Source organism: Cyclobacteriaceae bacterium (assembly GCA_025808415.1).
In the GTDB taxonomy this organism is placed as follows: domain Bacteria; phylum Bacteroidota; class Bacteroidia; order Cytophagales; family Cyclobacteriaceae; genus UBA2336.
Window position 1 is genome coordinate 3,041,243 of the sequence record CP075525.1, and the last position, 23,425, is coordinate 3,064,667.

Annotated in this window: 25 protein-coding genes; 7 read left to right on the forward strand and 18 right to left on the reverse strand. The window is 43.6% G+C overall.

All coding sequences use genetic code 11. The features are described from left to right. The first annotated feature begins 110 nt into the window (after positions 1 to 110). From KIT51_13510 to KIT51_13530, 5 genes are read left to right on the forward strand one after another with little or no spacing between them, the layout of a single operon-like run. Complete coding sequence (locus tag KIT51_13510; protein UYN85877.1) at positions 111 to 929, forward strand: TerC family protein; 819 nt, start codon at positions 111 to 113, stop codon at positions 927 to 929. Continuing rightward, positions 922 to 1,443, forward strand: coding sequence for a putative metal-dependent hydrolase (locus tag KIT51_13515; protein UYN85878.1), 522 nt, complete (start codon positions 922 to 924; stop codon positions 1,441 to 1,443). The genes KIT51_13510 and KIT51_13515 overlap by 8 nt, the downstream gene beginning before the upstream one ends. A 44-nt stretch (positions 1,444 to 1,487) precedes the next feature. Continuing rightward, a complete protein-coding gene (locus KIT51_13520; GenBank protein ID UYN85879.1) occupies positions 1,488 to 1,862 on the forward strand; it encodes a four helix bundle protein in 375 nt (124 codons plus the stop codon). A 16-nt stretch (positions 1,863 to 1,878) separates the two neighbouring features. Beyond that, positions 1,879 to 2,835, forward strand: coding sequence for an alpha/beta fold hydrolase (locus KIT51_13525; GenBank protein UYN85880.1), 957 nt, complete (start codon positions 1,879 to 1,881; stop codon positions 2,833 to 2,835). Positions 2,836 to 2,882: 47 nt separating this feature from the next. After that, positions 2,883 to 3,578, forward strand: a complete 696-nt coding sequence (locus KIT51_13530) for an SOS response-associated peptidase (GenBank protein UYN85881.1) — start codon at positions 2,883 to 2,885, stop codon at positions 3,576 to 3,578. 120 nt (positions 3,579 to 3,698) lie between these two features. Here the strand turns inward: KIT51_13530 and KIT51_13535 are convergent, their stop codons facing one another. The 4 genes from KIT51_13535 to KIT51_13550 form a co-directional block, all read right to left on the reverse strand. Then, positions 3,699 to 4,664: a hypothetical protein gene (locus KIT51_13535; GenBank protein ID UYN85882.1), complete on the reverse strand. Its 966-nt coding sequence runs from the start codon at positions 4,662 to 4,664 to the stop codon at positions 3,699 to 3,701. Positions 4,665 to 4,789: 125 nt separating this feature from the next. Continuing rightward, on the reverse strand, positions 4,790 to 5,011 hold the full coding sequence (locus KIT51_13540; protein UYN85883.1) for a hypothetical protein: 222 nt from the start codon (positions 5,009 to 5,011) through the stop codon (positions 4,790 to 4,792). Between the two features lie 5 nt (positions 5,012 to 5,016). Beyond that, positions 5,017 to 7,002 carry a (E)-4-hydroxy-3-methylbut-2-enyl-diphosphate synthase gene (gene ispG / locus KIT51_13545; protein ID UYN85884.1) on the reverse strand — a complete coding sequence of 662 codons (1,986 nt, stop codon included), beginning with the start codon at positions 7,000 to 7,002 and terminating at the stop codon, positions 5,017 to 5,019. A 62-nt stretch (positions 7,003 to 7,064) separates the two neighbouring features. After that, complete coding sequence (locus tag KIT51_13550; protein ID UYN85885.1) at positions 7,065 to 7,763, reverse strand: SDR family oxidoreductase; 699 nt, start codon at positions 7,761 to 7,763, stop codon at positions 7,065 to 7,067. A gap of 85 nt (positions 7,764 to 7,848) precedes the next feature. On the opposite strand from KIT51_13550, the gene KIT51_13555 reads away from it, so the two are divergent. Both KIT51_13555 and KIT51_13560 read left to right on the forward strand, forming a co-directional pair. Continuing rightward, positions 7,849 to 8,586 (forward strand): ABC transporter permease, encoded by a 738-nt coding sequence (locus KIT51_13555; GenBank protein UYN85886.1) that lies wholly within the window; start codon positions 7,849 to 7,851, stop codon positions 8,584 to 8,586. Further along, complete coding sequence (locus KIT51_13560) at positions 8,583 to 9,338, forward strand: ATP-binding cassette domain-containing protein (protein UYN85887.1); 756 nt, start codon at positions 8,583 to 8,585, stop codon at positions 9,336 to 9,338. Before KIT51_13555 ends, KIT51_13560 begins: the two co-directional genes overlap by 4 nt. 3 nt (positions 9,339 to 9,341) lie before the next feature. Here the strand turns inward: KIT51_13560 and KIT51_13565 are convergent, their stop codons facing one another. The 14 genes from KIT51_13565 to KIT51_13630 form a co-directional block, all read right to left on the reverse strand. Then, positions 9,342 to 9,872: a DsrE family protein gene (locus KIT51_13565; GenBank protein ID UYN85888.1), complete on the reverse strand. Its 531-nt coding sequence runs from the start codon at positions 9,870 to 9,872 to the stop codon at positions 9,342 to 9,344. 26 nt (positions 9,873 to 9,898) lie between these two features. Further along, the gene (locus KIT51_13570) at positions 9,899 to 13,546 is read right to left on the reverse strand and encodes a HAMP domain-containing histidine kinase (protein UYN85889.1); all 3,648 of its coding nucleotides are present in this window, start codon (positions 13,544 to 13,546) and stop codon (positions 9,899 to 9,901) included. A gap of 22 nt (positions 13,547 to 13,568) precedes the next feature. Next, positions 13,569 to 13,841 carry a DUF983 domain-containing protein gene (locus tag KIT51_13575; protein UYN85890.1) on the reverse strand — a complete coding sequence of 91 codons (273 nt, stop codon included), beginning with the start codon at positions 13,839 to 13,841 and terminating at the stop codon, positions 13,569 to 13,571. A gap of 67 nt (positions 13,842 to 13,908) precedes the next feature. Next, on the reverse strand, positions 13,909 to 14,166 hold the full coding sequence (locus KIT51_13580; protein UYN85891.1) for a hypothetical protein: 258 nt from the start codon (positions 14,164 to 14,166) through the stop codon (positions 13,909 to 13,911). Further along, a complete protein-coding gene (locus tag KIT51_13585; GenBank protein UYN88594.1) occupies positions 14,163 to 14,684 on the reverse strand; it encodes a DUF420 domain-containing protein in 522 nt (173 codons plus the stop codon). The genes KIT51_13580 and KIT51_13585 overlap by 4 nt, the downstream gene beginning before the upstream one ends. After that, positions 14,680 to 15,219: a hypothetical protein gene (locus tag KIT51_13590; protein UYN85892.1), complete on the reverse strand. Its 540-nt coding sequence runs from the start codon at positions 15,217 to 15,219 to the stop codon at positions 14,680 to 14,682. Before KIT51_13590 ends, KIT51_13585 begins: the two co-directional genes overlap by 5 nt. Positions 15,220 to 15,281: 62 nt before the next feature. Next, positions 15,282 to 15,617, reverse strand: coding sequence for a cytochrome C oxidase subunit IV family protein (locus KIT51_13595; GenBank protein ID UYN85893.1), 336 nt, complete (start codon positions 15,615 to 15,617; stop codon positions 15,282 to 15,284). Between the two features lie 25 nt (positions 15,618 to 15,642). Beyond that, positions 15,643 to 16,395, reverse strand: a complete 753-nt coding sequence (locus tag KIT51_13600; GenBank protein UYN85894.1) for a cytochrome c oxidase subunit 3 — start codon at positions 16,393 to 16,395, stop codon at positions 15,643 to 15,645. A 23-nt stretch (positions 16,396 to 16,418) separates the two neighbouring features. Further along, positions 16,419 to 17,012: a cytochrome c oxidase subunit 3 gene (locus KIT51_13605; protein UYN85895.1), complete on the reverse strand. Its 594-nt coding sequence runs from the start codon at positions 17,010 to 17,012 to the stop codon at positions 16,419 to 16,421. 14 nt (positions 17,013 to 17,026) lie between these two features. Then, a complete protein-coding gene (cyoE, locus tag KIT51_13610; GenBank protein UYN85896.1) occupies positions 17,027 to 17,929 on the reverse strand; it encodes a heme o synthase in 903 nt (300 codons plus the stop codon). A 4-nt stretch (positions 17,930 to 17,933) separates the two neighbouring features. Then, on the reverse strand, positions 17,934 to 18,959 hold the full coding sequence (locus tag KIT51_13615; protein UYN85897.1) for a COX15/CtaA family protein: 1,026 nt from the start codon (positions 18,957 to 18,959) through the stop codon (positions 17,934 to 17,936). A gap of 80 nt (positions 18,960 to 19,039) precedes the next feature. Continuing rightward, positions 19,040 to 20,923 carry a cbb3-type cytochrome c oxidase subunit I gene (locus KIT51_13620; GenBank protein ID UYN85898.1) on the reverse strand — a complete coding sequence of 628 codons (1,884 nt, stop codon included), beginning with the start codon at positions 20,921 to 20,923 and terminating at the stop codon, positions 19,040 to 19,042. Positions 20,924 to 20,937: 14 nt separating this feature from the next. Next, on the reverse strand, positions 20,938 to 22,029 hold the full coding sequence (locus KIT51_13625) for a cytochrome c oxidase subunit II (protein UYN85899.1): 1,092 nt from the start codon (positions 22,027 to 22,029) through the stop codon (positions 20,938 to 20,940). Positions 22,030 to 22,040: 11 nt separating this feature from the next. After that, positions 22,041 to 23,423 carry a quinol:cytochrome C oxidoreductase gene (locus KIT51_13630; protein ID UYN85900.1) on the reverse strand — a complete coding sequence of 461 codons (1,383 nt, stop codon included), beginning with the start codon at positions 23,421 to 23,423 and terminating at the stop codon, positions 22,041 to 22,043. Between the last annotated feature and the right edge of the window lie 2 nt (positions 23,424 to 23,425).

The window sequence follows — 23,425 nt, forward strand, 5'->3', positions numbered from 1 at the left end:
TTGTAAATCAATTTTTTACAGTTTAAACAGTTACCCTTAAAATGCTTTTTGCCCCATTGCTAGTCATGCTTACTTACTCTATTTTTAAGCCCTAAACCGACCCCCGCTCAATGGAAATCTTTTTGCATGCCGAAACCTGGCTGGCACTGTTAACCCTTACGTTTTTTGAAATCATACTCGGTGTTGATAATATCATTTTCATTTCCATTGTAGCCAACCGCCTGCCGGTTGAGATACGGGCACGTACCCGAAACTTCGGCCTTATGCTGGCCATGGGTGTGCGCATTGTGTTGTTGCTGGGCATAACCTGGGTAATTGGTTTCACCGAGCCGCTGTTTACCTTAGGCGACATTACACCTGAGTTTCTTTATAAATACATCCATGAAGAACATCCCTTCAGCGGCCGCGATTTGATCTTGATGTTTGGCGGCCTCTTTCTTATTGCCAAAAGCACGCGCGAAATAAACCATGAAATTGAAGGGGAGGAAGATGAAGTACCCGAAACAATGAAGCCTCGGGTGAATGTGAGCGGTATTATTCTTCAGATTATTTTAATCGACATTATTTTTTCTTTCGACTCAATCCTTACTGCAGTAGGCCTTACCAAGCAAGTGTTGCTCATGATTTTTGCCGTCATTATTTCCATTGGTATTATGATGGTGTTTGCCGGCAAGATCAGTGACTTCATCAGCAAGCACCCGTCTATGGAAGTGCTGGCCCTGGGCTTTTTAATTTTGATAGGCTTCATGCTCTTCCTGGAAGGACTTGAGTACGACATCCCGAAAGGGTACATCTACTTTGCCGTTGCTTTCTCGTTGTTGATTGAAATGGTAAACATCCGCATACGAAACCGCGAAAAACGAAAGCGGCAGGAAGCCAAAGAGAAAAACAAACTCAAAAAACCTGACCCGGAAGAAGCCCATGCCTGAGGTAAACCTTCAATACCCCATCGGAAAATTTATTCCAAAGCCAACCTACACCCCGGAAGAAATAGCAGAGAATATCGCAATCATTCAACACTTGCCGGATAAAATCCAGGCTTGCCTGCAAAACTTTACACCGGCTTTGCTGAATACCCCATACCGCCCGGGTGGGTGGACTGGTCGTCAGGTTATCCATCATTTAGCCGACAGCCACATGAATGCCTACATCCGGAGCAAGTGGATGATCACCGAAAACACACCGCTCATAAAAGCGTATGATGAAAAAGCCTGGGCCGAAACCCCGGAGACAAAACTGGACCCGGAACTTTCTGTGGCATTGTTAAAGGCCTTGCATGCAAAATGGATTTCACTACTTCGTGGGTTAACCCCTGATGATCTTCAGAAAAGTTTTCTCCATCCGGAAACCAGTAAGTATGTACCGCTTAACCGGCTTATTGCCTTATATGCGTGGCATGGCGAACACCATTTGGGACACCTCAATCTTATTTTAGATTGTTGATTGTAGATTTGGGATTTTAGAAATTCAATTCTTAAATAAATACTATGACATCAGAAGAATTAAAGACCAGAACGAAAAGATTTGCTATTGATGTTGTTAAATTTTGTCAGGATTTAAAGCCTACCCTTGCGCTAAATATTTTTTCAAAACAGCTTATTCGTTGTGCGAGTTCAGTTGGTGCCAATTACCGTGCAGCATGTCGCGCCAAATCTATGGCTGACTTTATCAATAAGCTCAAAATTGTTGAAGAAGAGGCCGATGAATCCATTTACTTCCTGGAGTTAATTGCCGAATTAGAACCAGATGTAAAATCTAAAACAGATGTACTCATAAAAGAAGGAAACGAACTTCTATCTATAGTTGTATCAAGTATTACCACATCCAAGAAAAAATTATCAAATCAAAAATCTAAAATCTAAAATCCGAAATCTAAAATTGAATTACTCCCCTCCTCTCCTCCTATTCACCGCCCACCTCGAAACCATTTACCCGGCTTTGGTACGCAAGGTTAACCTTCAACACCCTTACCAGCGCGAACGCATTACCACACCCGATGATGATTTTCTTGACCTGGATTGGCTTACACAAAATTCAAACAAACTGGTTATCATTTCGCATGGACTGGAAGGCGATACAGAACGGGCTTATGTAAAAGGCATGGCCAGGCAATGCTTTGCAAACGGTTATGATGTACTTACCTGGAACTACCGGGGCTGCAGTGGTGAAATGAACCGGCAACTGCGCTTTTACCACAGCGGGGCCACGGATGATCTTCACACGGTGATAGAACATGCTGTGCAGCTTGGTCGGTTCACTGAAATAAACCTGATCGGTTTTAGTCTGGGTGGAAACCTGACGTTAAAATACCTGGGCGAAGAGCGAACCTGCACGCCCCTGCTCCATAAGGCGGTTGTCATTTCCGTTCCGGTTGACCTGCATACCAGTTGCATCCAAATTTCTAAACCGGGCAACTGGATTTACTCCCAACGCTTTCTGCGCAGTCTCAAAAAAAAGGTAATGGAAAAATCAAAAGTGATAACCAGTCTGGATACACGGGGGCTGGATAAAATAAAAACCTTAATGGAGTTCGATGATCATTTTACCGGGCCGGTGCACGGGTTTAAAAATGCCATCGACTATTACGAAAAATCAAGTGCTATTAGGGTTATAAAGAACATAACCATACCTACTTTGTTGATTAACGCCCAGAATGACCCCTTTCTTAGCGCTGAATGCTTTCCATCAACCCTATTAAAGGATCACCCGTTTGTTCAGTTCGAAGCCCCAACGCATGGTGGGCATGTTGGTTTTGCACAATTCAATACGAAGGGTATCTATTGGTCGGAAGCACGCACGATCGCATTCCTGCACGAAAGAAGTACCCCTCAATAACCTGATCATTACTGAAATGCTTATCTTGTGCTACGCAACAAACCTGCATGATTGAACGGTACAGCATAACGGCCCCCTCCGAAAAAATTGCTGAGCGCTTTTCAGCCGATGTACCGGAATTTTACTCGGCAAGGTACAACGCAGCCCCTACCCAACTCTTACCTGTAATCACCAGTGGCGCCCCGCAGGGCCTGTCGTTATTTTATTGGGGCCGTCCGCCACAATGGGCACGCAACAAATCACTGAGTGAACGTATTATTAACCTGCACACTGAAACCTTGTTGGAGCGGCCGGTACTGAAAAAAGCCTTGATGAAATTCCGGTGTATTGTTCCTGCCGATGGGTTCTATGCCTGGAAAAAGCTCGGAAAGAAAACGGCCATCCCTTATCGTTTTATTACTGATCAGGATGTTTTTTCATTTGCCGGGCTTTGGGAAGAATTTGAAGACGAAGGCGGGGCCATGGTACACACGTTCACCATCATTACCACTGCTGCCAATGAAACCGTAAACCGTATTACGGATCGGATGCCGGTTATCCTCAATAAACAAAGTGAACAAGTTTGGCTTGACTCCAAAGCAACCGAAACCCATATCGTAGCCCAGTTGTTAACCTACCCTGCTGATAAACTGAGCCTGTACCCGGTATCGCCTCGCATCAATGAAATTAAAACAGATGTTCCCTCCCTCATTATTCCAACCCCTCCGGCCGACCAGCACGGAAACCTAACGCTGTTTGATTAACGCTGCTTTTCCTCGCTGCTATTAATCCTCAACCACTAAACCTTTGCGTCTTAGTAAAATTGAGATTGCTCCGCAGCCGCTCGAAATGACAGTGTATTTTTGAGATGGCTTCTGATGGAATCAAAACCCGTCATCCTCGTCCTCCTCCTTTTTAGCAGGTGGTGTGTCAGCTTTTTTAGATTTAGGTTCGGCCTTTTGTTTGGCCGGTTTATCTCTCTTCTGGAAGACTGCAAATCCATTTTTCTTCTTCGCTGCCGGTGCCGGCTTTTTCGCTGATGCTGTATCGCGCGAGGCATCGTCAAACTCATCAAAGTTATACTCATCCATATCAGCCGAAACTTTTTGCTGATCCAATGATGCATCATCGGCCTTCTTATCTTTCTTCTTAAATAAACCTCCAAAGAAACCTTTAACTCCCTTCTTCTCCTTCTTAACGGCTTTCGCTGATTTTTTAGCTTCCCCTATTTCTTTTGCCAGGCGCACATCCGGTAACACCAACACATCGCGCAGGTACCACATGTAGTTATCCTGTTCAACGTTGAAACCAATTTCTTTTACGTGGTAATTTGGCTTAACCGGAACACCGGGTACATAAAACCGATCGTAACGATTGGTGACTGAATCGTAATGAATACTATCGGGGTAAGTGTGTTTTAACACACGCACTTCCCGATCAACACTGATCACATATTTTGTTTCCTTTACAGCAGTAGAATCGCGGGGCTCAACATCCACAATGTAGGTGCTGTCAATAACCGAACGCGCGGCTCGGTCAAGATCGGAAGCTACGGCAAGGTCATCCATCAACAAAGAATCAGGAACAACCGGATTTACCGGTTTCATAACCACGGTTTGTAAACTCCTGTTTTTCTTTCTGTAAGTAGTAGGCTCAGCAATCAGGTACTTGGTTTTGCTGGCACTGGCCAGCACTTTGGGCTCACCTTCTTCGTTGAAATAACTATACTTTTTCTGGAGTTCCTGCTTATCGTAAATAAAGGCGCTTTGGTAGGCAGGGCATACCACCTTTTGGGTACAACTACCCAAAAGCCAAAGCGAACCAACTACGAGAACAAATGCCCTGATCATGATAGGGGTAATCAGACAAAAATAGTGAAATAAACAAGAAGTAATTCTAATCCTGACAGAAATGTAACCTACTGATTATCAAATTACTTACATGCCCAACCGTAGGTAAAAGTTCTACCAAAACACTAATACCCGAAGATATAACGCTTCAATATGATAAGCAGGCATACCAGGAAGATCAAAATGGATATTTTATTGATGGTATGCATAGCCCGGATATTGAAGGTATTCGGACGGGTTGGATCCTTTTTGCGGAAAAAATAACCGGCCACCTCACCCAATTGAAAAAATTCTTTTAACCGGTTTCCGGTTGGTTTTGCGTTGTTTGCCTGCCCCTTATCTTCCATCGTTTCTAATTTTCTACTGTTTCCGGGTTAAACCATACACCGTCTTCCCTGATCAATTCAATCAATTCATCTACCGCATTAGCCGAAGGCACATTACGCTTAACCACTTCTTTTCCACGGTACAAGGTAATGCGCCCCACACCCGAACCCACATAGCCATAGTCTGCATCGGCCATTTCGCCCGGGCCGTTCACAATGCAACCCATAATACCAATCTTCACACCTTTTAAATGATCGGTGCGCTTTCTGATCATAGCAGTAGTTTCCTGCAAATCAAATAATGTTCTGCCGCACGATGGACAGGAAATGTATTCCGTTTTCGACATGCGGTTGCGTGTTGCCTGCAGTATGCCAAACGATGTCTTGTTACAAATGTCAGCCCAACGCAATTGTTCTTCCTTTTCCGAAACACCGGTTACTCCTATCATTATTCCATCACCAAAACCATCTATGAATAATCCACCGGCATCAGTAGCAGCATAAATACGAAGGTTATCTTCGGGCATTACGTTATACGTACGTTGCACTACAACGGGAAAAGAAAGCTGTTGCTGCACCAATTCAAAAAACACCCTTCTAAGCTCAGCCATAGCGTGAGCATTAACACTATAAAGCACGGCAACAACAGAGGGTGTGCTATTGAGTTTATTCAGCAAACGTTCATTTAATTCATGGATAGCGAAACGAACAAAATTAACATCGGTGTGAAGCTCATGTGTACTCATGAACTCATCGGCTGAAAACAAAGGCAGTTTATTCACTTTATCATCCGACACATTCCATGTTTTATAATCTCGGATTTCTTTTAGTCCGTTCGGTAGCATAAAATCAATTGGACGACTACCGGTGTAAACATAATCTGCGCCCTGATCATTCATGCGCCACTTATCAGGTTCGGGTAAATAAAAATGCCCGATGCATTTTAAATCTTTGTAATCCTTTATTTCTATTTCGCTAAGATCGGCAATCACACGCGGCACATTATGCGCTCCACCGATATTACCAACTTCGTGTGTTGCACGCCTGGTGTATTGAAATGGATTGATGGGTGACTCTGTCAGTGGCAGGATGGGTTTATGATGCAGACGATCAACATACCGGTCGACCATAATCTTTGCCACGGGCGCCTCGGCTTCAGGCTCTTCGGTTAACGAAACACGCACGGTATCGCCTAATCCATCCTCCAGCAACGTACCAATACCCACGGCCGATTTGATCCTTCCATCCTCACCATCGCCTGCCTCTGTAACGCCCAGGTGCAGGGGATAAGGTTTGAGGCCTTCTTCATCCAATTTCTGCACCAGCAACCGATACGCCTGCACCATTACTTGCGGGTTGCTGGCTTTCATGGAAAGCACAATATTATAGTATTGAAGGTCTTCACATATTCGTAAAAACTCCAATGCCGACTCAACCATGCCCAGCGGGGTATCGCCATACCGGCTCATAATACGGTCTGAAAGTGAACCGTGATTTGTTCCGATACGCATGGCCGTGCCGTACTCCTTACAAATTTTTACAAGGGGGGTAAACTTCTGGCGTATGCGGTCAAGTTCAGCGCGGTATGCATCATCGGTATAATCAATAACTTCAAATTTCTTTTTGTCGGCATAGTTGCCCGGGTTAACGCGAACCTTTTCAACAATGCGTGCGGCCAGCTCGGCAGCATTGGGGGTAAAGTGAATGTCGGCTATGAGAGGAACACGGTAGCCACGTTTACGAAGTTCTTTTTTTATCTCCGCCAGGTTTTGTGCTTCCTTTAAACTGGGTGCGGTTATGCGAACATACTCGCAGCCAGCTTCCACCATACGGATAGTCTGCTCTACCGAACCAAGGGTATCCATAGTATCTACGGTGGTCATGGATTGTACCCGGATAGGGTTATTGCCACCCAACGGAACATCACCTATAGAAACCTCCAGGGTCTTTCTTCGGCTGTACTGTACAAGGTTGTTGCAATATCGCTTAAGGGAAGCTATTTCGGGGCTCACGGGTTAATATTTGAATGCAAAGTTAACCGATACAGCGGTGATTTTGTTCAACTTTATTACCTTCAAATATCGCCCAATTGGGGCCTTATTATCACTTCCTCCACTACGCTACGGCCCGAAAGGGAATAGGAAGCATAAATTAGGTCGGCCACGTCTTCAACTTTCATAAAACGTTCATCGGGCAAATCAACCCCATCCCAACTGGCTGTTTTGGTAGCCCCGGGCATTACAGCTGTTACGCGTATGCCATATTCTTTCAATTCTTCCCGCAAGCACTTCGACATGCCCAGCATGGCAAACTTCGTGATGGCATAGGAGCCCCCATTTGCATATGCTTTTATGCTGGCTATGGAACAAATATTAAATATATGGCCCGACCGAGCTGCTTTCATAGCCTCAACAAATCCACGGGTGGTGTGGTAGGCGCTGTACAGGTTAGCGGCCATCATGGCTTCCAGGTTGCCATCCGGCTCGGTTGAGATTTGACCGGGAACAAAATAACCGGCATTGTTCACTAAAACGTCCACCGGTCTTTTCAGGCTTAAAACAAATTGGCAGAACAATGCTGCCTGGCTTTTATCCGAAACATCGGCCTGAAACGTGTGGATGGTAGCCTTATCTTTTAAAGCATTTACCAACGCATCAAGATCTGTTTGTTTACGGGCGCAGGTTACAATATCAAATCCATGGTTTATAAATTTCTCTATTACTGCACGGCCAATACCCTTTGTGCCCCCCGTTACCACTACTAGTTTACGCATATCAAATGAAATGTTATTTTTGGTATCTTTAGCAAGATAGTGATAAGGATTTAAAGGTATACCCCATACGTAACATCACGTTTTCATGAAGGAAATAGGCAAGTATTTCATTTTTTTAGGGTACCTGTTCATTAATCGCGAATCGTTTAAAACCCACTATAAATTAATTTTAGATGAATGCGTCCTCATCGGGGTTAATTCGATCTTCCTTTTTGTTTTAGTTTCCTCATTTATTGGTGCGGTTTCCACCGTTCAAACTGCCTTTAACCTGGTGGCTCCCTACATTCCCAAATACGTTATCTCACAGGTGGTGCGCGAGATGACCGTGCTTGAACTTGCCCCAACAGTAATGGCCATTGTGTATGCAGGTAAGGTTGGCTCCAGTATGTCGGGAAACCTGGGCACCATGCGCATTACCGAACAGATTGATGCCCTGGAAGTAATGGGCATTAATTCCATTAATTACCTGGTGCTGCCAAAAATTGTTGCATCTATTTTAATGTACCCCTTATTGGTAATTGTATCAGGTGTTTGTGCGCTAATGGGCGGTTACCTGGTGGGTGTTGTTACCGGAATCCTCGCCCCTACCGAATATATTTACGGAATACGCTACCTGTTTAACGAATTCACAATAACCTTCGCTTTAATCAAGGCGGTAACCTTTGGCTTTCTGGTGGCTTCCATTTCATCTTATAAAGGATATTACACCGTTGGTGGCGCGCTTGAAGTGGGGATATCCAGTACAAAAGCGGTAACTACCAGCGTAATTGCTATTCTGCTGGCCGATTACCTGCTGGCACAGCTATTACTTTCACCGGCATGATCGAGATACAGCACATATCAAAATTGTTTGGCGACAAAAAAATCCTGAAGGATATAAGTGGCAGGTTTGAAAAAGGCAAGCCTAACCTGATTATTGGTGCTTCGGGTACCGGCAAAAGCGTTTTGCTAAAATGCATTGTTGAATTGGTTAAACCCGATGAAGGCTATGTGTTTTTTGATAACCGGAATTTTACCGAAGCTAACCGGAACGGAAAAATTGAAATACGAAGAGAAATTGGCATGCTGTTCCAGGGCGGGGCGCTTTTCGATTCAAAAACCGTTGAAGAAAATGTCCGCTTTCCGTTGGATATGTTGGCCATTATGCCCAAAGACGAAAAGCAGGACCGCGTTAACCTGGTATTGAACCGGGTAGGTCTAAAAAATGCCAATAAAAAAATGCCTTCTGAACTCAGTGGTGGTATGCGCAAGCGCGTGGGGATTGCCCGGGCAATCGTTAATAACCCAAAGTATTTATTTTGCGATGAGCCCAACTCAGGGCTTGATCCGCAGACTTCCATACTGATTGATGAACTCATCCAGGTTCTTACTTCAGACTATGACACTACCACTATTGTTGTTACCCATGATATGAATTCGGTGATGGGTATTGGCGATAACATCATGTTTCTTTACCAGGGCGAAAAATTATGGGAAGGTGGAAAAGATGACATTACCCACTCCGGTGTAAAAGAACTGGATGATTTCGTTTTCGCCAATAAAGTAATGATTGCCATGCGCGGGAAATCTGCCTGATTCTTAGAATTTAAACCAGGCATATCCTTTCAGCTGATAGGTAGTTAGCACGGTGAGCATGGAGGTTGCAATTTTGATATCAGGGGATATTTTAGTCTTATCGATGTTTCGCCCGATAAGTGACTGCCCACAAACAAACAACTCAACCCCGGCTTCGCGCAAAGCTTTGTACAGTGCAAGGTTGGGGTTATCAACTTTATAACGCTGGTTATAACTCTCGTTATCCATTATTGAATAGGTAGCCTGGTTGTGGATTGCCACAACTACTTTGATTTTTTCTTTCGGCACACCACCTATGCCGTGCAAATTGATCATGCGGGCAATGTTATTCAAGTGATCATTTATGACAGCCGGATTTTCACTTCCACCGGCAAGGTCAATAACAATTTTGTAATCCAAAGTGGGATCAGGCCTTTCCACAGCATCTGGTATATCATAAATACCACCAAAATTCCTGACGACAGGAAACACTATTTGTTGTGCCTGAAGTACGTTGCATACCAGCACAAATACTAAAAGTAGGATATTCTTCATGTATCGATTATTAATCTTGTTATGTTTTATTCCAGCGCCCGGGGAAGTTCCACAAAAAAAATACTCCCCTCACCAGGGGTTGATTCAAAGTAAATCCTTCCACCCATTTGTTCAATACCCTGCCGGGCAATGGCCAGGCCCAGGCCCGAACCGGATTGCTTGGTACTGAAATGGGGTAGAAATATCTTGTCCTTCAAGTCTGCCCGTATGCCTGTTCCATTATCGGTAAAGGAAATGCAAAGTACATTATCCTTTTGTTTTACCGACACGCTAACCTGAGGTTTCTGCCCTTCACGGGCAGCCTGTATACCGTTTAAAATAATATTTGAAAATATGCGACTGATCAGTTGTTCATCAACCTGAACCGTTGCCACATCTAATTCCGTAAAAAGCTCAACCACGGCTGTTTGCTCATGCAGGTGTACAACACGTTTTAATAATCCTACCAATTCAACAGGGCGCATTACAGGTTCAGGCATTTTTGCGAAGGTACTGAACGATGAAGCAATACCATCCAGGGTATCAACCTGATCCAATATAGAAGCGATTGCCCTCCTGATTTTTTCAAGTGTTTTTGGGTCCGTATCGGGAAGCCGTTCAGTTTGCTGAAGCATAAGCTTCATGGGCGTAAGCGGGTTTTTTATTTCGTGGGCCACTTGTTGGGCAATTTCACGCCACGCTTTTTCGCGTTGAACACGTTCCAATTGGTTTTTACTTTCACTTAAGGTGGAAAGCATTTGATTGTATTCACGAACCATTAAACCAATTTCATCATCCGACTGCCATTCCAGCGGCTGGTTCGATTGTGTTAACGAAATTCGCCCAAGCTTTTGGGTAATCATGCGCAACGGAAAGGTGAGCCATTGCGCTACCCAAAAAGAAACAATAGCCAACACAATAAATATGGCCGTAAAAATAGTAAGGATGTTGGCCAATACAGTAATCTGCATATTCTCCAACAAACTTTGCGACTGAAAAAATGGTATACCCAGTATACCCAATAACGAGCCATCGTTTGGTGAAAGCAATGCCGAGTAGGCGATGAAATAGTTAAGTTTACCCACCCGCTCATCGGCAATAAAAAAGCGATCACCTCGCTGAATACGGTCAAGTGCCGCTGGGTTAATAAAGGGCGAGAGTAGCTGATTTTCAAAAATCAATGGCTGGCTGGTGAACTGAAGCCTGCCGGAAGGTGTAAACAGGTTGGCATCAAGGTTAGCGAGTTTACACAACCGGGCAAAATTCCAATCACCGGCTGCCCCCTCTACTTCACCCCACTCGGTCAATACATTGCTTAACTGTGAAGTAAAGTTACGTGAACGCGCAAGGTAGTCGGCATTCAGTTGCTCAAGGTTTGACCGTGCCGTCAAACCCAAGGTAATAACACTTACGGCTATAAGGGGAATAAAAAAAGCAAGATTCAAAATAAGCTGTATGCGGGTGGACAACAACAACCGTTCTACCCGTAGCAAATCCACCAGGCCAATGCCCAATAAAAAAAGCAATAAGGCAGATAGGCCTACAATAAGAAGAAAAGAAAAATCGGCCAGCGTGAAAATGAAAGATGGAGCAGGCGAAGAAACCATCACTACTCTTCCGCTGGCATCGCGCGATGCAGTGTGAATATAGCCGGCATGCCGGACTCCCATTTTATAGAGGCGCTCGTTCTTCAGAAAACCCCTATCCAACTCAGCATAGTTAAATTCACCCGACCAATATTGGATTTCTTCATTAACCCATATAGCGTTGCTGTAGGCCTGTGTACCGAATGCCTGTCGAAACCGGTTGTCAACCAACAATCCTGGATAAACATTATCCGGAATAACGCGCTTCAAAAGCAGCTCCAGCACAATGTAACCCGCACTGATTGTGCCACGCTTAACATGAACTACTACCAGATACTTCCGGGCCGATTCATTGTCAGGGCGATTAAAATAGTAAATACCTTCATAGGCAGTTTGGGATGCCTTTTCATCAAATGAAGCAATCCATGAAGTGAAGTTAACCGCATCGGTATCATCTAACGACTCACCACTGGTGCCATATAAATGAATGTCAATGGTGTATTTGTTGAAATAACCTGGTATAAAAACCTGCCGTACCTTCTGCCGCACAGCCTCACGGTTTACAAAAGGCCCAGACAAACGGGACTGAATGAAAAAATCTGCTGCTATTTTCTCCATTGCCTCAGCTAGCAAAAATTCGCCAAAATCATCCTTATCAATCAAAAACGAGTTAGCAAATTTTAACTGGTTGGCAACCCGTTCACCCATACTAAACTGATGGGTGGCCAAAACACCACTGATGGAGAAAAATACAATAGCCGAAAAGAAATAAGAAAAGGTAACATAGCTGAATCGCTGAAAAGAACTATAGAGTCGGAAAAATACAACTACCATTACATAGATGGTACCCGTTATCAATGGAACGCTGTATCGCTGTCCGGTGAGTTCATTGATAACAATAAATGCTACCACTCCCAGGGCTAATGACAAAAAGGATTTTACCCAGCGATGGTTTACCAACAACCGGATAAAAACATGCATAAACAAAAATGAACTGATCCATGAAAGTACTACCGAAATAAACGCCAATATGCGAAGCGCATCAAGGCTAAGTGATTCTGAAATATTTAGCGTAATGGCCGAATTGTTATAAATGGTTTGGATTACAATAAATGGAAACAGTGCCCCAAAAAGAACAGCTGTGGCGGCAAAGATGGAAACAGGCCAACGAACCAACGGTTGTCTTTCAAGCATCAAGGCTTTGTCATGGCGAAAGAAGTTGAGGAAAAGAAACAAGCAAAGCACTGCCACAGCCACTGAATTCAAAAACAGATCACCCAGTGATGGGTTCAATTCAGATGAAGCAAAATACTTGGGGCTAAAAATGTCAGTTTCAATAAACTGTGCCGGAAACCGGTAATCAATCATCAGGTAACGGACCAAAACTATACTTCCGGCCAGCAAGAAAAACTTAACGGTTGAAAAGCGTGATGATAGATTCTGTAGTAGTCGAAAAATCAAAATAAAAAAAACAGTAATCGACAATAGGGTGAAGATAACTGTAAGCACGGCATCCTTACCGGAAGAAATTGGCAGAAACGGAATCACACACCGAAATAGAGGCGTGTTATGCACACTGATTAAATGACCCTGCTCCGTTGTTGGGTCTAAAATAGCTACCTCGTACCTTCCGAATACCAAAGGGTTGTACCAAGGTTCCAAATAATCGTTTTGGATTTTATAATGCACATGCAAGGGAACGATTGCAACCAGGTGTTTGTCATTGTTTAGATTCCACTTTAGAAGCAAAAAATCACCCGATGAAACTTTTAAATATTTAAAGGTAAAATCATCCAAGACAAATCTAATTGGTGGTATAAACTGATTATCAGTCCACTGAACAATATCTTGATCGTTAATCACTATAAAACGAACATTTGGTTGGGCTTTGATCAATGTGAGGTCTCTTGTGGGGTGCTCACGAAAGTCTTTCACAGAAGGTTCCAGACTTTCGTATAGTTGACTTAGGTGTTTGGAGAACCCCGCTGCAATAACTTCAGGATTTGCCGGCCGGCTGGCAAGCTTGGCAAAGTATAGTCCAAAGCTGCCGAAGATCAACACCAGCACAAAAAGCAACCTTGTAACTTTATCCTTCAGAAGGAACTGCATCGGATAAAGTTAAGAAATTACGCTATTGTGCATAGCGCGGATCGAATTTGATTCCGCCAAATAAGTACAAATAAATAATGCGGGAGTACCGGAAATTGAGGGGAGCCACCAACAGCATAAACATCATTACAACACCAATATAAACCCATTCGGATGGGTTTCCTGCAACGTAAAGCACCAAGCCTATGGCAACAATGAAAGCCACTGAAATTCCATACCCTACGTACATGGCGCCTTGATAAAACCCCGGTTCAGGTTCTAACCGAACACCACAATGCGGGCATTGATGATGCATAACGGCAAATTTGAAAATATTACCAGCAGGGTAAACAAACATTTTACCTGAGTGGCACCTTGGGCATTTACCCTGCAACAGGGCCCTGGCGTAATTTGATGACATTCTTCCGGCTGTTTCTATACCAAACATATCCTAAAACCAGAATGGCCAGGTAAGGCAGGCTAAGCAAGTATAAAATGCCGGTGTTGATTCCGGCAGCAATACCTACATCGCCATTGCTTACATTATTCTCCAACTGTGTGCGGCACATGGCGCATTGCGCCTGTATACTACAAGGGCTCATGAGCAGAAAAAGGATCGTGAATCGAATTTTACTCATCATGAATAATACGGACTGATCATCAAATATACGATAACACCGGATATGGCCACGTACAGCCAAAGCGGAAACGTGTACTTTGCCAGGGCTTTATGCTTGGAAAAATTAGCTGAAAGCGCACGACCCAGCGTAAATAAAACAAATGGAATAACCAAAACCGATAAAATAATATGTGTAATCAGTATGAAATAGTAGATATATCGAATAACTCCTTCCCCTCCGTAAGGTGTTGAGTCGCTGGTCATGTGGTAAATCACATACATTACCAAAAATGCTGCTGATAACACCAGGCAGGTTTTCATCAGGCCCTCGTGTAACTTTTGTTTTTTATTTTTAATGGCTACCACCGAAGCTATAAGTAAAAATGCAGTAGCCCCGTTGATAGAAGCATATATGGGTGGCAAAAATGAAAAGTCGTGGCCATCAATCTTAACCCGGAAAAGGATGGCCACTACAATGGGAATAATAATGGATACAGCAATAATGAGCTTTCTATAAGGTTCCTGTTGTTCCACGTTAATATTTTTTTAAGATAATTTTGGCTTCCAATAGTAACCGGTCTATTTCTTCACGGTTATTTAATACATACATACCTCTAATTCTCCGTTTATTGTCAACAAGCAAAAGATTATAAGGTTCCTTTAAAAAGAAAAAACATGTTTTAAAAATCTTAAGGCTGTCAAGTGAAATAAAAACGGCTTTACCAATTGGATCAAAATCCAACGAATTGGAGTCAATTTGAACCCATACCTTGCGAAGCTCATGATCCAAAAAACGATCTTGTATGCGCTCCAGGTTTGCTTTTCCATCTTCCTTCAAAGCAATTAAAAAAAGAGTCAAGCTATCCTTCTCCGACCAGGAAAGTCGGTTTAAAATACGCTCTGGAATAGCGTATGCCCTAGCTGCAGGAAGTGGACATCCATCCGGAACAGACACGCCCGTTATGTAATAAGGTTCAACCGAAAATTCATTTTTGCCAAAAATTTTCAAGAACAAAAAAATGCCTATCGGTAGGGCCAGGGCTAATACGAGCAAAATAAGTTTTAAACCTTTCATTCATCCAAAAAAAGAAAGGCTTAAGTAAAACTTAAGCCTTTTACATATCTTATTTAATATTTTCAGGGTCTGGCTAACTCAATATGGATACCTTCATAAACGAAAGCCACCAGCATCCACACCACAAATACCATTGGGATCAATATTGACCAAAGCAGAACCTTGGTTTCATATCGTAGGTGCATAAATTCACCAACTATATAGGCCGCTTTTACAATAGTCATTAAAATAAATGTCCAGACACGAAGGTCTTTCATTTCGTGGGGCACACCAAAGGCCACCGCAAATTCAAGTAATGTAACTAAACCGAGAATGCCGGCCACGGTCCATAATTTCTTAATCTTAGCGGTATCGGGTGGGAGTACGGTTACTTGTGGTGCCTCTTCAACATGTGCCATAATGTGGTGTATTAACAATTAGAAATTAAACCAGATAAAAGAAGGTAAATACAAATACCCAAACCAAATCTACAAAGTGCCAGTATAGACCAACCTTCTCTACCATTTCGTAATGGCCCCTTCGTTCATAAACCCCGGTTACCGTATTGTAGTAAATAAGAAAATTCAGCATTACTCCACTAAACACGTGAAAACCATGAAAACCGGTAATGAAGAAGAAGAAAGCCGCAAAATCAGGAGGGCCATATTGATTAATGGATAAGTTGGCCCCAAAAATTTTTGTTCCGTCAGCTAAAATACTTCCACCATCAGTACCATGAATAAAGTGACTCCACTCCCATGCCTGACAAGCCAGAAAGGTGAACCCACCAACAATTGTCCAAAGCATCCACTTCTCTACTGCCCTCCTGTCCATTCGGTGACCGGCTTCCACGGCCAATACCATGGTTACAGAACTCATGATCAGGATGAATGTCATCAACCCTACGAAAACAAGGGGTGCATTTAACCCATGGAAAAAGGGCACAGCTTCAAAAACCTTTTCTGGGATTGGCCAATAAGCCTGTGAAAACGTAAAGTCGCTTACAGCACCTGTATAAGCTTTGTGTGAAGAACGAACCAGCCCGTAGGTAATTAACAAGGCAGAAAAGGTAAACGCATCAGAGAGCAGGAAAAACCACATCATGAGCTTGCCATAACTGGCGTTCATAGGAGATACCCCGCCATCCCAAGCTGATTTTCCGGGAGCAGGTACGGTTACGGTTGAGGTGCTTGCCATGGTTTAAAAAAACAGGTTTTTATTTACGGATTCAATATTAAGAATATGAACAAATATAGCCAAAGTCCACCCAAAAAATGCCAGTAGGTGGCACACATTTCGAGTTGATCCAGGCCTTTTGAATGCACTTTAAACTTGTAGGTATTTACCAGCACAATCACGATAAAAACCAGCCCACTTACGATGTGCAGGCCGTGTACGCCCGGTAATATCCACAAAAATGAATGGGAGACGTTGCTTCCGGTTAAGTGTTGCTTTAATGCCACCATTTCACCATACGCCAGGTATTGACCGGCTAAAAATGCCGACCCTAAAATCGCAGTAAGTAGCAAAGCAATTTTTAGTTGATCGATATTATCGCGTTTTGCCGCAAAATATGCCCAAATCATGGTTATGCTGCTTAGCACGACAATAACCGAGTTCACCCAAAATTGTGAGGGCAGGATGATTTCAGCCCATCCGGCATCAGCGCGTTTCACCAGGTATGCACTGGTCCATGCACCGAAAAGCATTATCACACTCATCATGAACAACCAAAGGGCAAACTTCTTTGGGTTCATGGAAAGGGGCTTCTTCGCCTCTTCAACAATTTTCAATTCTTTAATTTCAGCACTCATATCCCCTCCTCTTTTTAGGGTTGAACTTTATCGAGTAAATAAGCTATTTGCACAATGGGCAAATACAAAAATGACCCGAACATAATGCGCAGTGCACTTGTACGGTTACCATTTTTCATTAGCGAAAATGTTTGTGCCAGAAACAGCACACCGCAAACGGTTACAACAATAGCTGAATCAATACCGGTTATTCCGAATTTCGCGGGAAGCAAGCCAAGTGGAAGCAGGAATAATGTATAAATCATAATCTGCACCGCGGTGTTAAAATCCTTGCGGCCACCAAATGGCAATAACTTAAATCCTGCTTTTTTATAGTCATCATCAGCCAACCACGCTATGGCCCAGAAATGTGGAAACTGCCAGATAAACTGTATTGAAAAAATTATCAATGCTTCATGCGATATAAAATCTGTTGCTGCTACCCAACCCAGCAAGGGTGGTAGAGCCCCCGGAATAGCACCTACAAACACGGCTATCGACCCTACTCGCTTAAGCGGGGTGTAAACAAAGCTATATAACAGCATAGATAACACCGAAAGGCTAACCGTAAGTGGATTTGTAAATTTTATAAGGATGAAGACGCTCAACACAAAACATAACGCTGAAAATACCAATGCCTCCTGAACAGAAAGCCTTCCGGTCGGTAGCGGGCGGTGCATGGTTCGGGTCATTAATTTGTCAAGATCCTTTTCAATTACCTGGTTAATGGCAATGGACGAACCCGACAACAAGAAGCCCCCTATGAACAACATGGACAAGGTTGTCCAGTTTACAAACGGTGATGCCAAGGTAAAACCAAACGCACAGGAAAAGGCAACCAGCAGCGACAACCTGAATTTTAGAAGTTCCCAATACGCTTTTGCCTTGGCCATTGCCCAGGTAATTCCGGTTAGCGTATCAAGTTGTCCTGTAACCATACGTTTAGGATAACACAGGTTTTGTTGCAGTGTTTACTTGCAGTGCCAACAAAAACTGAAAACCAAAAGTTACTGTGGCCAGCAACAAATGAACCGGTTGCAGGAACGGAGGCACCGCTAAATAGGCCATTCCAATGCCGGTTAAAAGTGTCCCCAAAATTAAAAGGAATAGGGTCAGGATGAAACGCTGTTCCATCCCACTTTTCTTTAATTTCCAGAATAAACCTACATGCGCCAGCATCACAACCCACGAAAATGAACGGTGGATAAGAAAACTTCCCCCCAATGCCTCGATCCATGCATTGCGGTCGGCAATACGGCTGGCAACCTGGTCCAAGGCTTCACGTACCTGCGTTCCCAATAATATTTGAACCAGCACAATGGCCAGGCACAAAATAATCCATGGTGCCATCCCGGGTATAATAAGTTGTTGCCGGAATGAAACCTTTGACTGGTTAGCCAGAAAAATTAAAAGCGCCACAATAATCAACGCCAAAAACATATGCACAGTGATGGTCCATGGCGTGAGGTTAGTTGACACTACGATGGAGCCAATCCATCCTTGAAACCCCACCAAAACGAAGGTAGTAAAAGCAAGAATGGTCCTGATACGATGAGTATTCCAAAACCTAAGGGAATAAACAAACACGGCAAATATCAATAAACCGATAACAACCCCAATTAAGCGGTTAATGTATTCAATCCATGTTTTAACAGGATTAAAATCGGCCTCCTCCCGAATCGACTCATCCGTCAGGAGCTGATCAGCCGTCTTAGTAAATCCAAAAGCACTTAGATATTTTGCAAACCGGATATTTTTTTCGTGCCGATTAGCGGAATAAATTTCTTTATAATTTTCCGGAAGCTGCTCAACCGATGTAGGCGGAACCCACTGCCCAAAACATTTTGGCCAATCCGGACAGCCCATACCCGACCCCGTACTGCGAACAACGCCCCCCACCAATATAAGCAGGTAAGCAGCAACCAGTGTTGTGAGCGTAAGCCGGTAAAATGAACGATTGATTGACATACGGTTAAAAAACTTCAGCCTTTTGGCGGAAAGCTAAATCCCAAACCAAAAGGCCGAAGTGTACTTTGAAAATTACTTTATCAGTGTTTGCTGCCTTCCACTACAATAGCACCTTCTCCGTTTGAAGTCTCCAGCTTAATCAACTCATTTTCATGAGGCAGATTAGATTCAGGGGTCTCTGAGTAAGGAATGGTCTGCGGAATAAAGTCATCCTTCGCACCCGGTTTGCTATAATCGTATGGCCAACGGTAAACAGCGGGTATTTCGCCAGGCCAGTTACCATGGCCGGGATTACGCGGTGTGGTCCATTCAAGCGTTGTGGATTTCCATGGGTTAGCTGATGCTTTCCTTCCGCGGAAAATGCTGTAGAAAAAGTTGAACAAGAAAATCAACTGGGCCGACAACGTCAGGATGGCGGCAACGCTAACTAAGGTGTTCAAATCGGTAAAGCCATTGAATGTATCAAAATTCGTCCATGAATAATAACGCCTTGGGAAGCCGGCAATGCCTATGTAATGCATCGGAAAGAATACCATGTAAACCCCTACGAAGGTTAACCAAAAATGGATGTACCCAAGTTTTTCGTTCATCATGCGACCGAACATCTTCGGGAACCAGTGATAAATACCGGCCAACATTCCAAAAAACGATGCACTACCCATTACCAGGTGGAAGTGAGCAACCACAAAATAAGTATCGTGTAACTGAATGTCGATTGCCGAATTACCTAAGAAAATACCAGTGATACCGCCTGTTAAGAAAAACGATACCAACCCAATAGAAAACAGCATGGCAGAAGTAAACCGAATATTTCCCTTCCACAACGTTGTTACATAATTGAAAATCTTTACAGCTGAGGGCACTGCGATAATCAAAGTAAGTAACATAAAGATTGATCCCAGGAATGGATTCATACCCGTTACGAACATATGGTGTGCCCACACAATAAACGATAAGATGGCAATGAAAAGCATGGAACCGATCATGGCCTTGTACCCAAAGATTGGTTTACGCGAATTGGTGGCAATAATCTCCGATGTAATACCTAACGCTGGAAGCAACACAATGTATACCTCAGGGTGACCCAAAAACCAGAATAAGTGCTGGAACAAGATAGGGCTTCCACCTACATTGGATAATGCCTCACCACCGATATAAATATCGGATAAAAAGAAGCTAGTGCCGAAGCTGCGGTCGAAGATCAACAACAAGGCAGCCGCAAATAAAACAGGGAACGACAATAAACCTATAATGGCTGTAAAGAAGAAGGCCCATATAGTTAATGGCATACGCGTAAACGACATACCCCGTGTACGCATGTTAATAACCGTAGTGATGTAATTGATACCCCCCAACAACGTACTCACAATAAACAGGGCCATGGCTACTAACCAAAGGGTCATACCTAAACCTGACCCCTGAATAGCCTGTGGCAATGCACTTAAAGGGGGATAAACTGTCCATCCTCCACCGGCAGGTCCTGTTTCAATAAAGAAAGAACTTAACATGACCACACTGGACAAAAAGAAGAACCAGTAGGAAAGCATGTTCATGAAACCGGAGGCCATATCGCGCGCCCCTATTTGTAATGGAATAAGGAAGTTGGAAAACGTACCGCTCAATCCGGCCGTGAGCACAAAGAATACCATGATGGTACCATGCATGGTAACTAAGGCCAGGTAAAATTCCGGATCGATTTTTCCTTCCGGTGTAATCCATCCACCTAATAACGGGCGAAGCCACTCCAGGTTCATATCAGGGAAGCCTAATTGCAAGCGGAAAATTACCGACAATGCCCCGCCAAACAGCGCCCAGAAGATACCTGTAATCAGAAATTGCTTCGCAATTACCTTGTGATCCTGGCTGAAAATATAATTTGTCCAAAAGTTACCTTCATGATGGTCGTGTTCGTGATCATCGTGGTGGTGAACGTGAATGTTAGTGTCTGTATATGTTGTTGCCATGATTTAAAATAATCTTAGTTAGATCCTACACCTGCTGCCTTAACACCTTCCAAATAAGTAACACCTGTTTCTACCGGTATCCCCGCTTTCAACATTGCTGATTCACGTAAGCCTGCCGGAACATTCTTTAGGTAGTCCGGATTCTGCTTCAGCCATGCCTCTTGCTCAGCTTTCCATTTCTCAAAATCTTCAGGGGTATCAACCACCACGCTCATTTTCATGGAGAAGTGTCCCTTTCCGCAAATTTCCGTACAAGCCAATTCGTAATTGAACTCAGGATTATCTAACTCATCGCGCATTTCTGCGGTTGTTTTGGTAGCTACAAACTTGAATTGGGTTGGCATGCCGGGCACAGCATCCATTTTAACACGGAAGTGAGGCAGGAATACGCTGTGCAGAACATCCTTTGCCCGTATTTTCAATAATACTTCCTTCCCCTTGGGGATGTGCAGTTCAAGTGATTTAAAATCATCAAAGGTCTTATTGTCTGACAGGTCTAAACCGAATTCATTGATAGCATCGATTTTTTGATAATGATAATCGCCCAGCACATTGTCTTTTCCTGGGTAACGGGCTGTCCATGCAAATTGCTGCGCAATAACTTCCACAACCTCGGCACTTTCAGAGGCTGGCGAGGTGATGTCGTTCCATGCACGAAGTCCTGTGAATACAAGAAGCGCCAATACGAGGGCCGGTATGATGGTCCAGGCCAACTCCAGGTAATGATTGTCAGGGTAGAATTTTGCCGTGCGGCCTTCCTTATGCTGGTATTGATACAGAAATATAAACTTGATAATACTGATGATCGTAAAGGCTACAACGGTAACACCCATGGTTATCCAGAATAAGGTGTCTGTCCATGCACCGTGCTCAGAAGCAATAGGCAACGTATAGGAATCGAAATGCGTATAGGAATACCAGAAAAATCCGGTTAAGCCAAACACCATAAATAAGATAAACAACAAAGCATGAATGCCATTACTGCTGTCCACTTCATCATCGCTGGTTTTGGCTTTCGCAACCGTTACTAAATTACTGATCCTGAAGATCAGGTAAAGGATCACCAGAACAAGCGCTACTCCCAGAATTACAATCAAACTCGTCATACTTTTTTACATTAAATGTGGTGATGGAGACTCTCTTCTAACAACGGATGGTTCTTTCCGAATAACGGCATCTTCGCCAAACTGCTCAGGGTTATCCAAAGAAATGCTGCAAGAAAAATAAAGGCAGTGCCAATCTCCAACAAGCCCAAGCCACCTTCGTTTTGCATAACCCCTGGCGTTACCATATTGAAAAAATCAAACCAATGTCCAACAATCACAATCGGGCAAACAACTTTCAACATTGAAAGATGACGCTTTGCATCCCTTGTCATTAATAACAGGAAGGGCAACACAAAGTTCATAATCAAGTTTGTAAAAAATATCCAGCTGTAAGGGCTGGTACTCAGGCGTTCAATGAAGTACACCGTTTCTTCAGGAATATTGGCATAGTAGATCAACAGAAACTGGCTAAACCAGATGTAGGTCCAGAATATAGAAAAGGCAAAAACAAATTTTCCAAGATCATGGAGGTGGTTGGCATTTACAATTTTAAGGTAACCTGCTTCTTTCAGGTACACCACTATCAGCGTAATCATGGCCAATGCGGTTACCCACCAACTTGCAAATACATACCAACCGAACATGGTGCTGAACCAATGCGTATCAATGCTCATGACCCAATCCCATGCAGCCACAGATGAACTTACCGCAAAGAACACCAGGAACCAGGCCGAAATACTTCTGTTCTTGAACCAATATTTGCTGTCGGCTTCCAGGTCTTCGGCCATCATGTTTTTCTTGATCATGGTAAAGAACCAATACCACATACCAAAGAAAATAACCATGCGGGCGATATAGAATATCGGGAAACTTCCGGCTTTGCCAGGCCAATAGAAGAAAGGAGCCTTGCCGTCAATAATATGGTCGAAATCCGGGTTGGGTTGTGTCTTTGCTTCATCAAGATACTCCCCATACAACGAACTGTGTGTCCAGTGGAAAATATCATGGTTAGTAACGAACCACAGTATAACTGTTAAGCCAAAGGCTATAGGAATCCAATGCCCCATGGCCAACGGGATACGCTTAACACCGGCCGACCAACCCGCCTGTGCTGCGTATTGAATAGCCACAAAGAACAAACCGATAATACCCAGTCCCACAAAATAAATATTGTTCATCCACAGGGTGGTGAACAGGCGTTTTAACCAGGTGGCTGTCTCATGATGTCCCTCGGCAGCATGTGCTTCGCTCGCGGCAGCCGTATCAATACTCGCTACCATCTGTTGGGCCGCGACATGACTGTGACCCACTGCGTGATCATGATGATCTGTTTTTGTGGCAAGCCACAAGCCTACAACGAAAAGAAATAATCCTACTCCCAAAAGAATGAATATCTTCTTTTTGGCTTCCGGGGTGAAGATGAACTTTTCTTCCACTATTGCTGAATGACCCATGT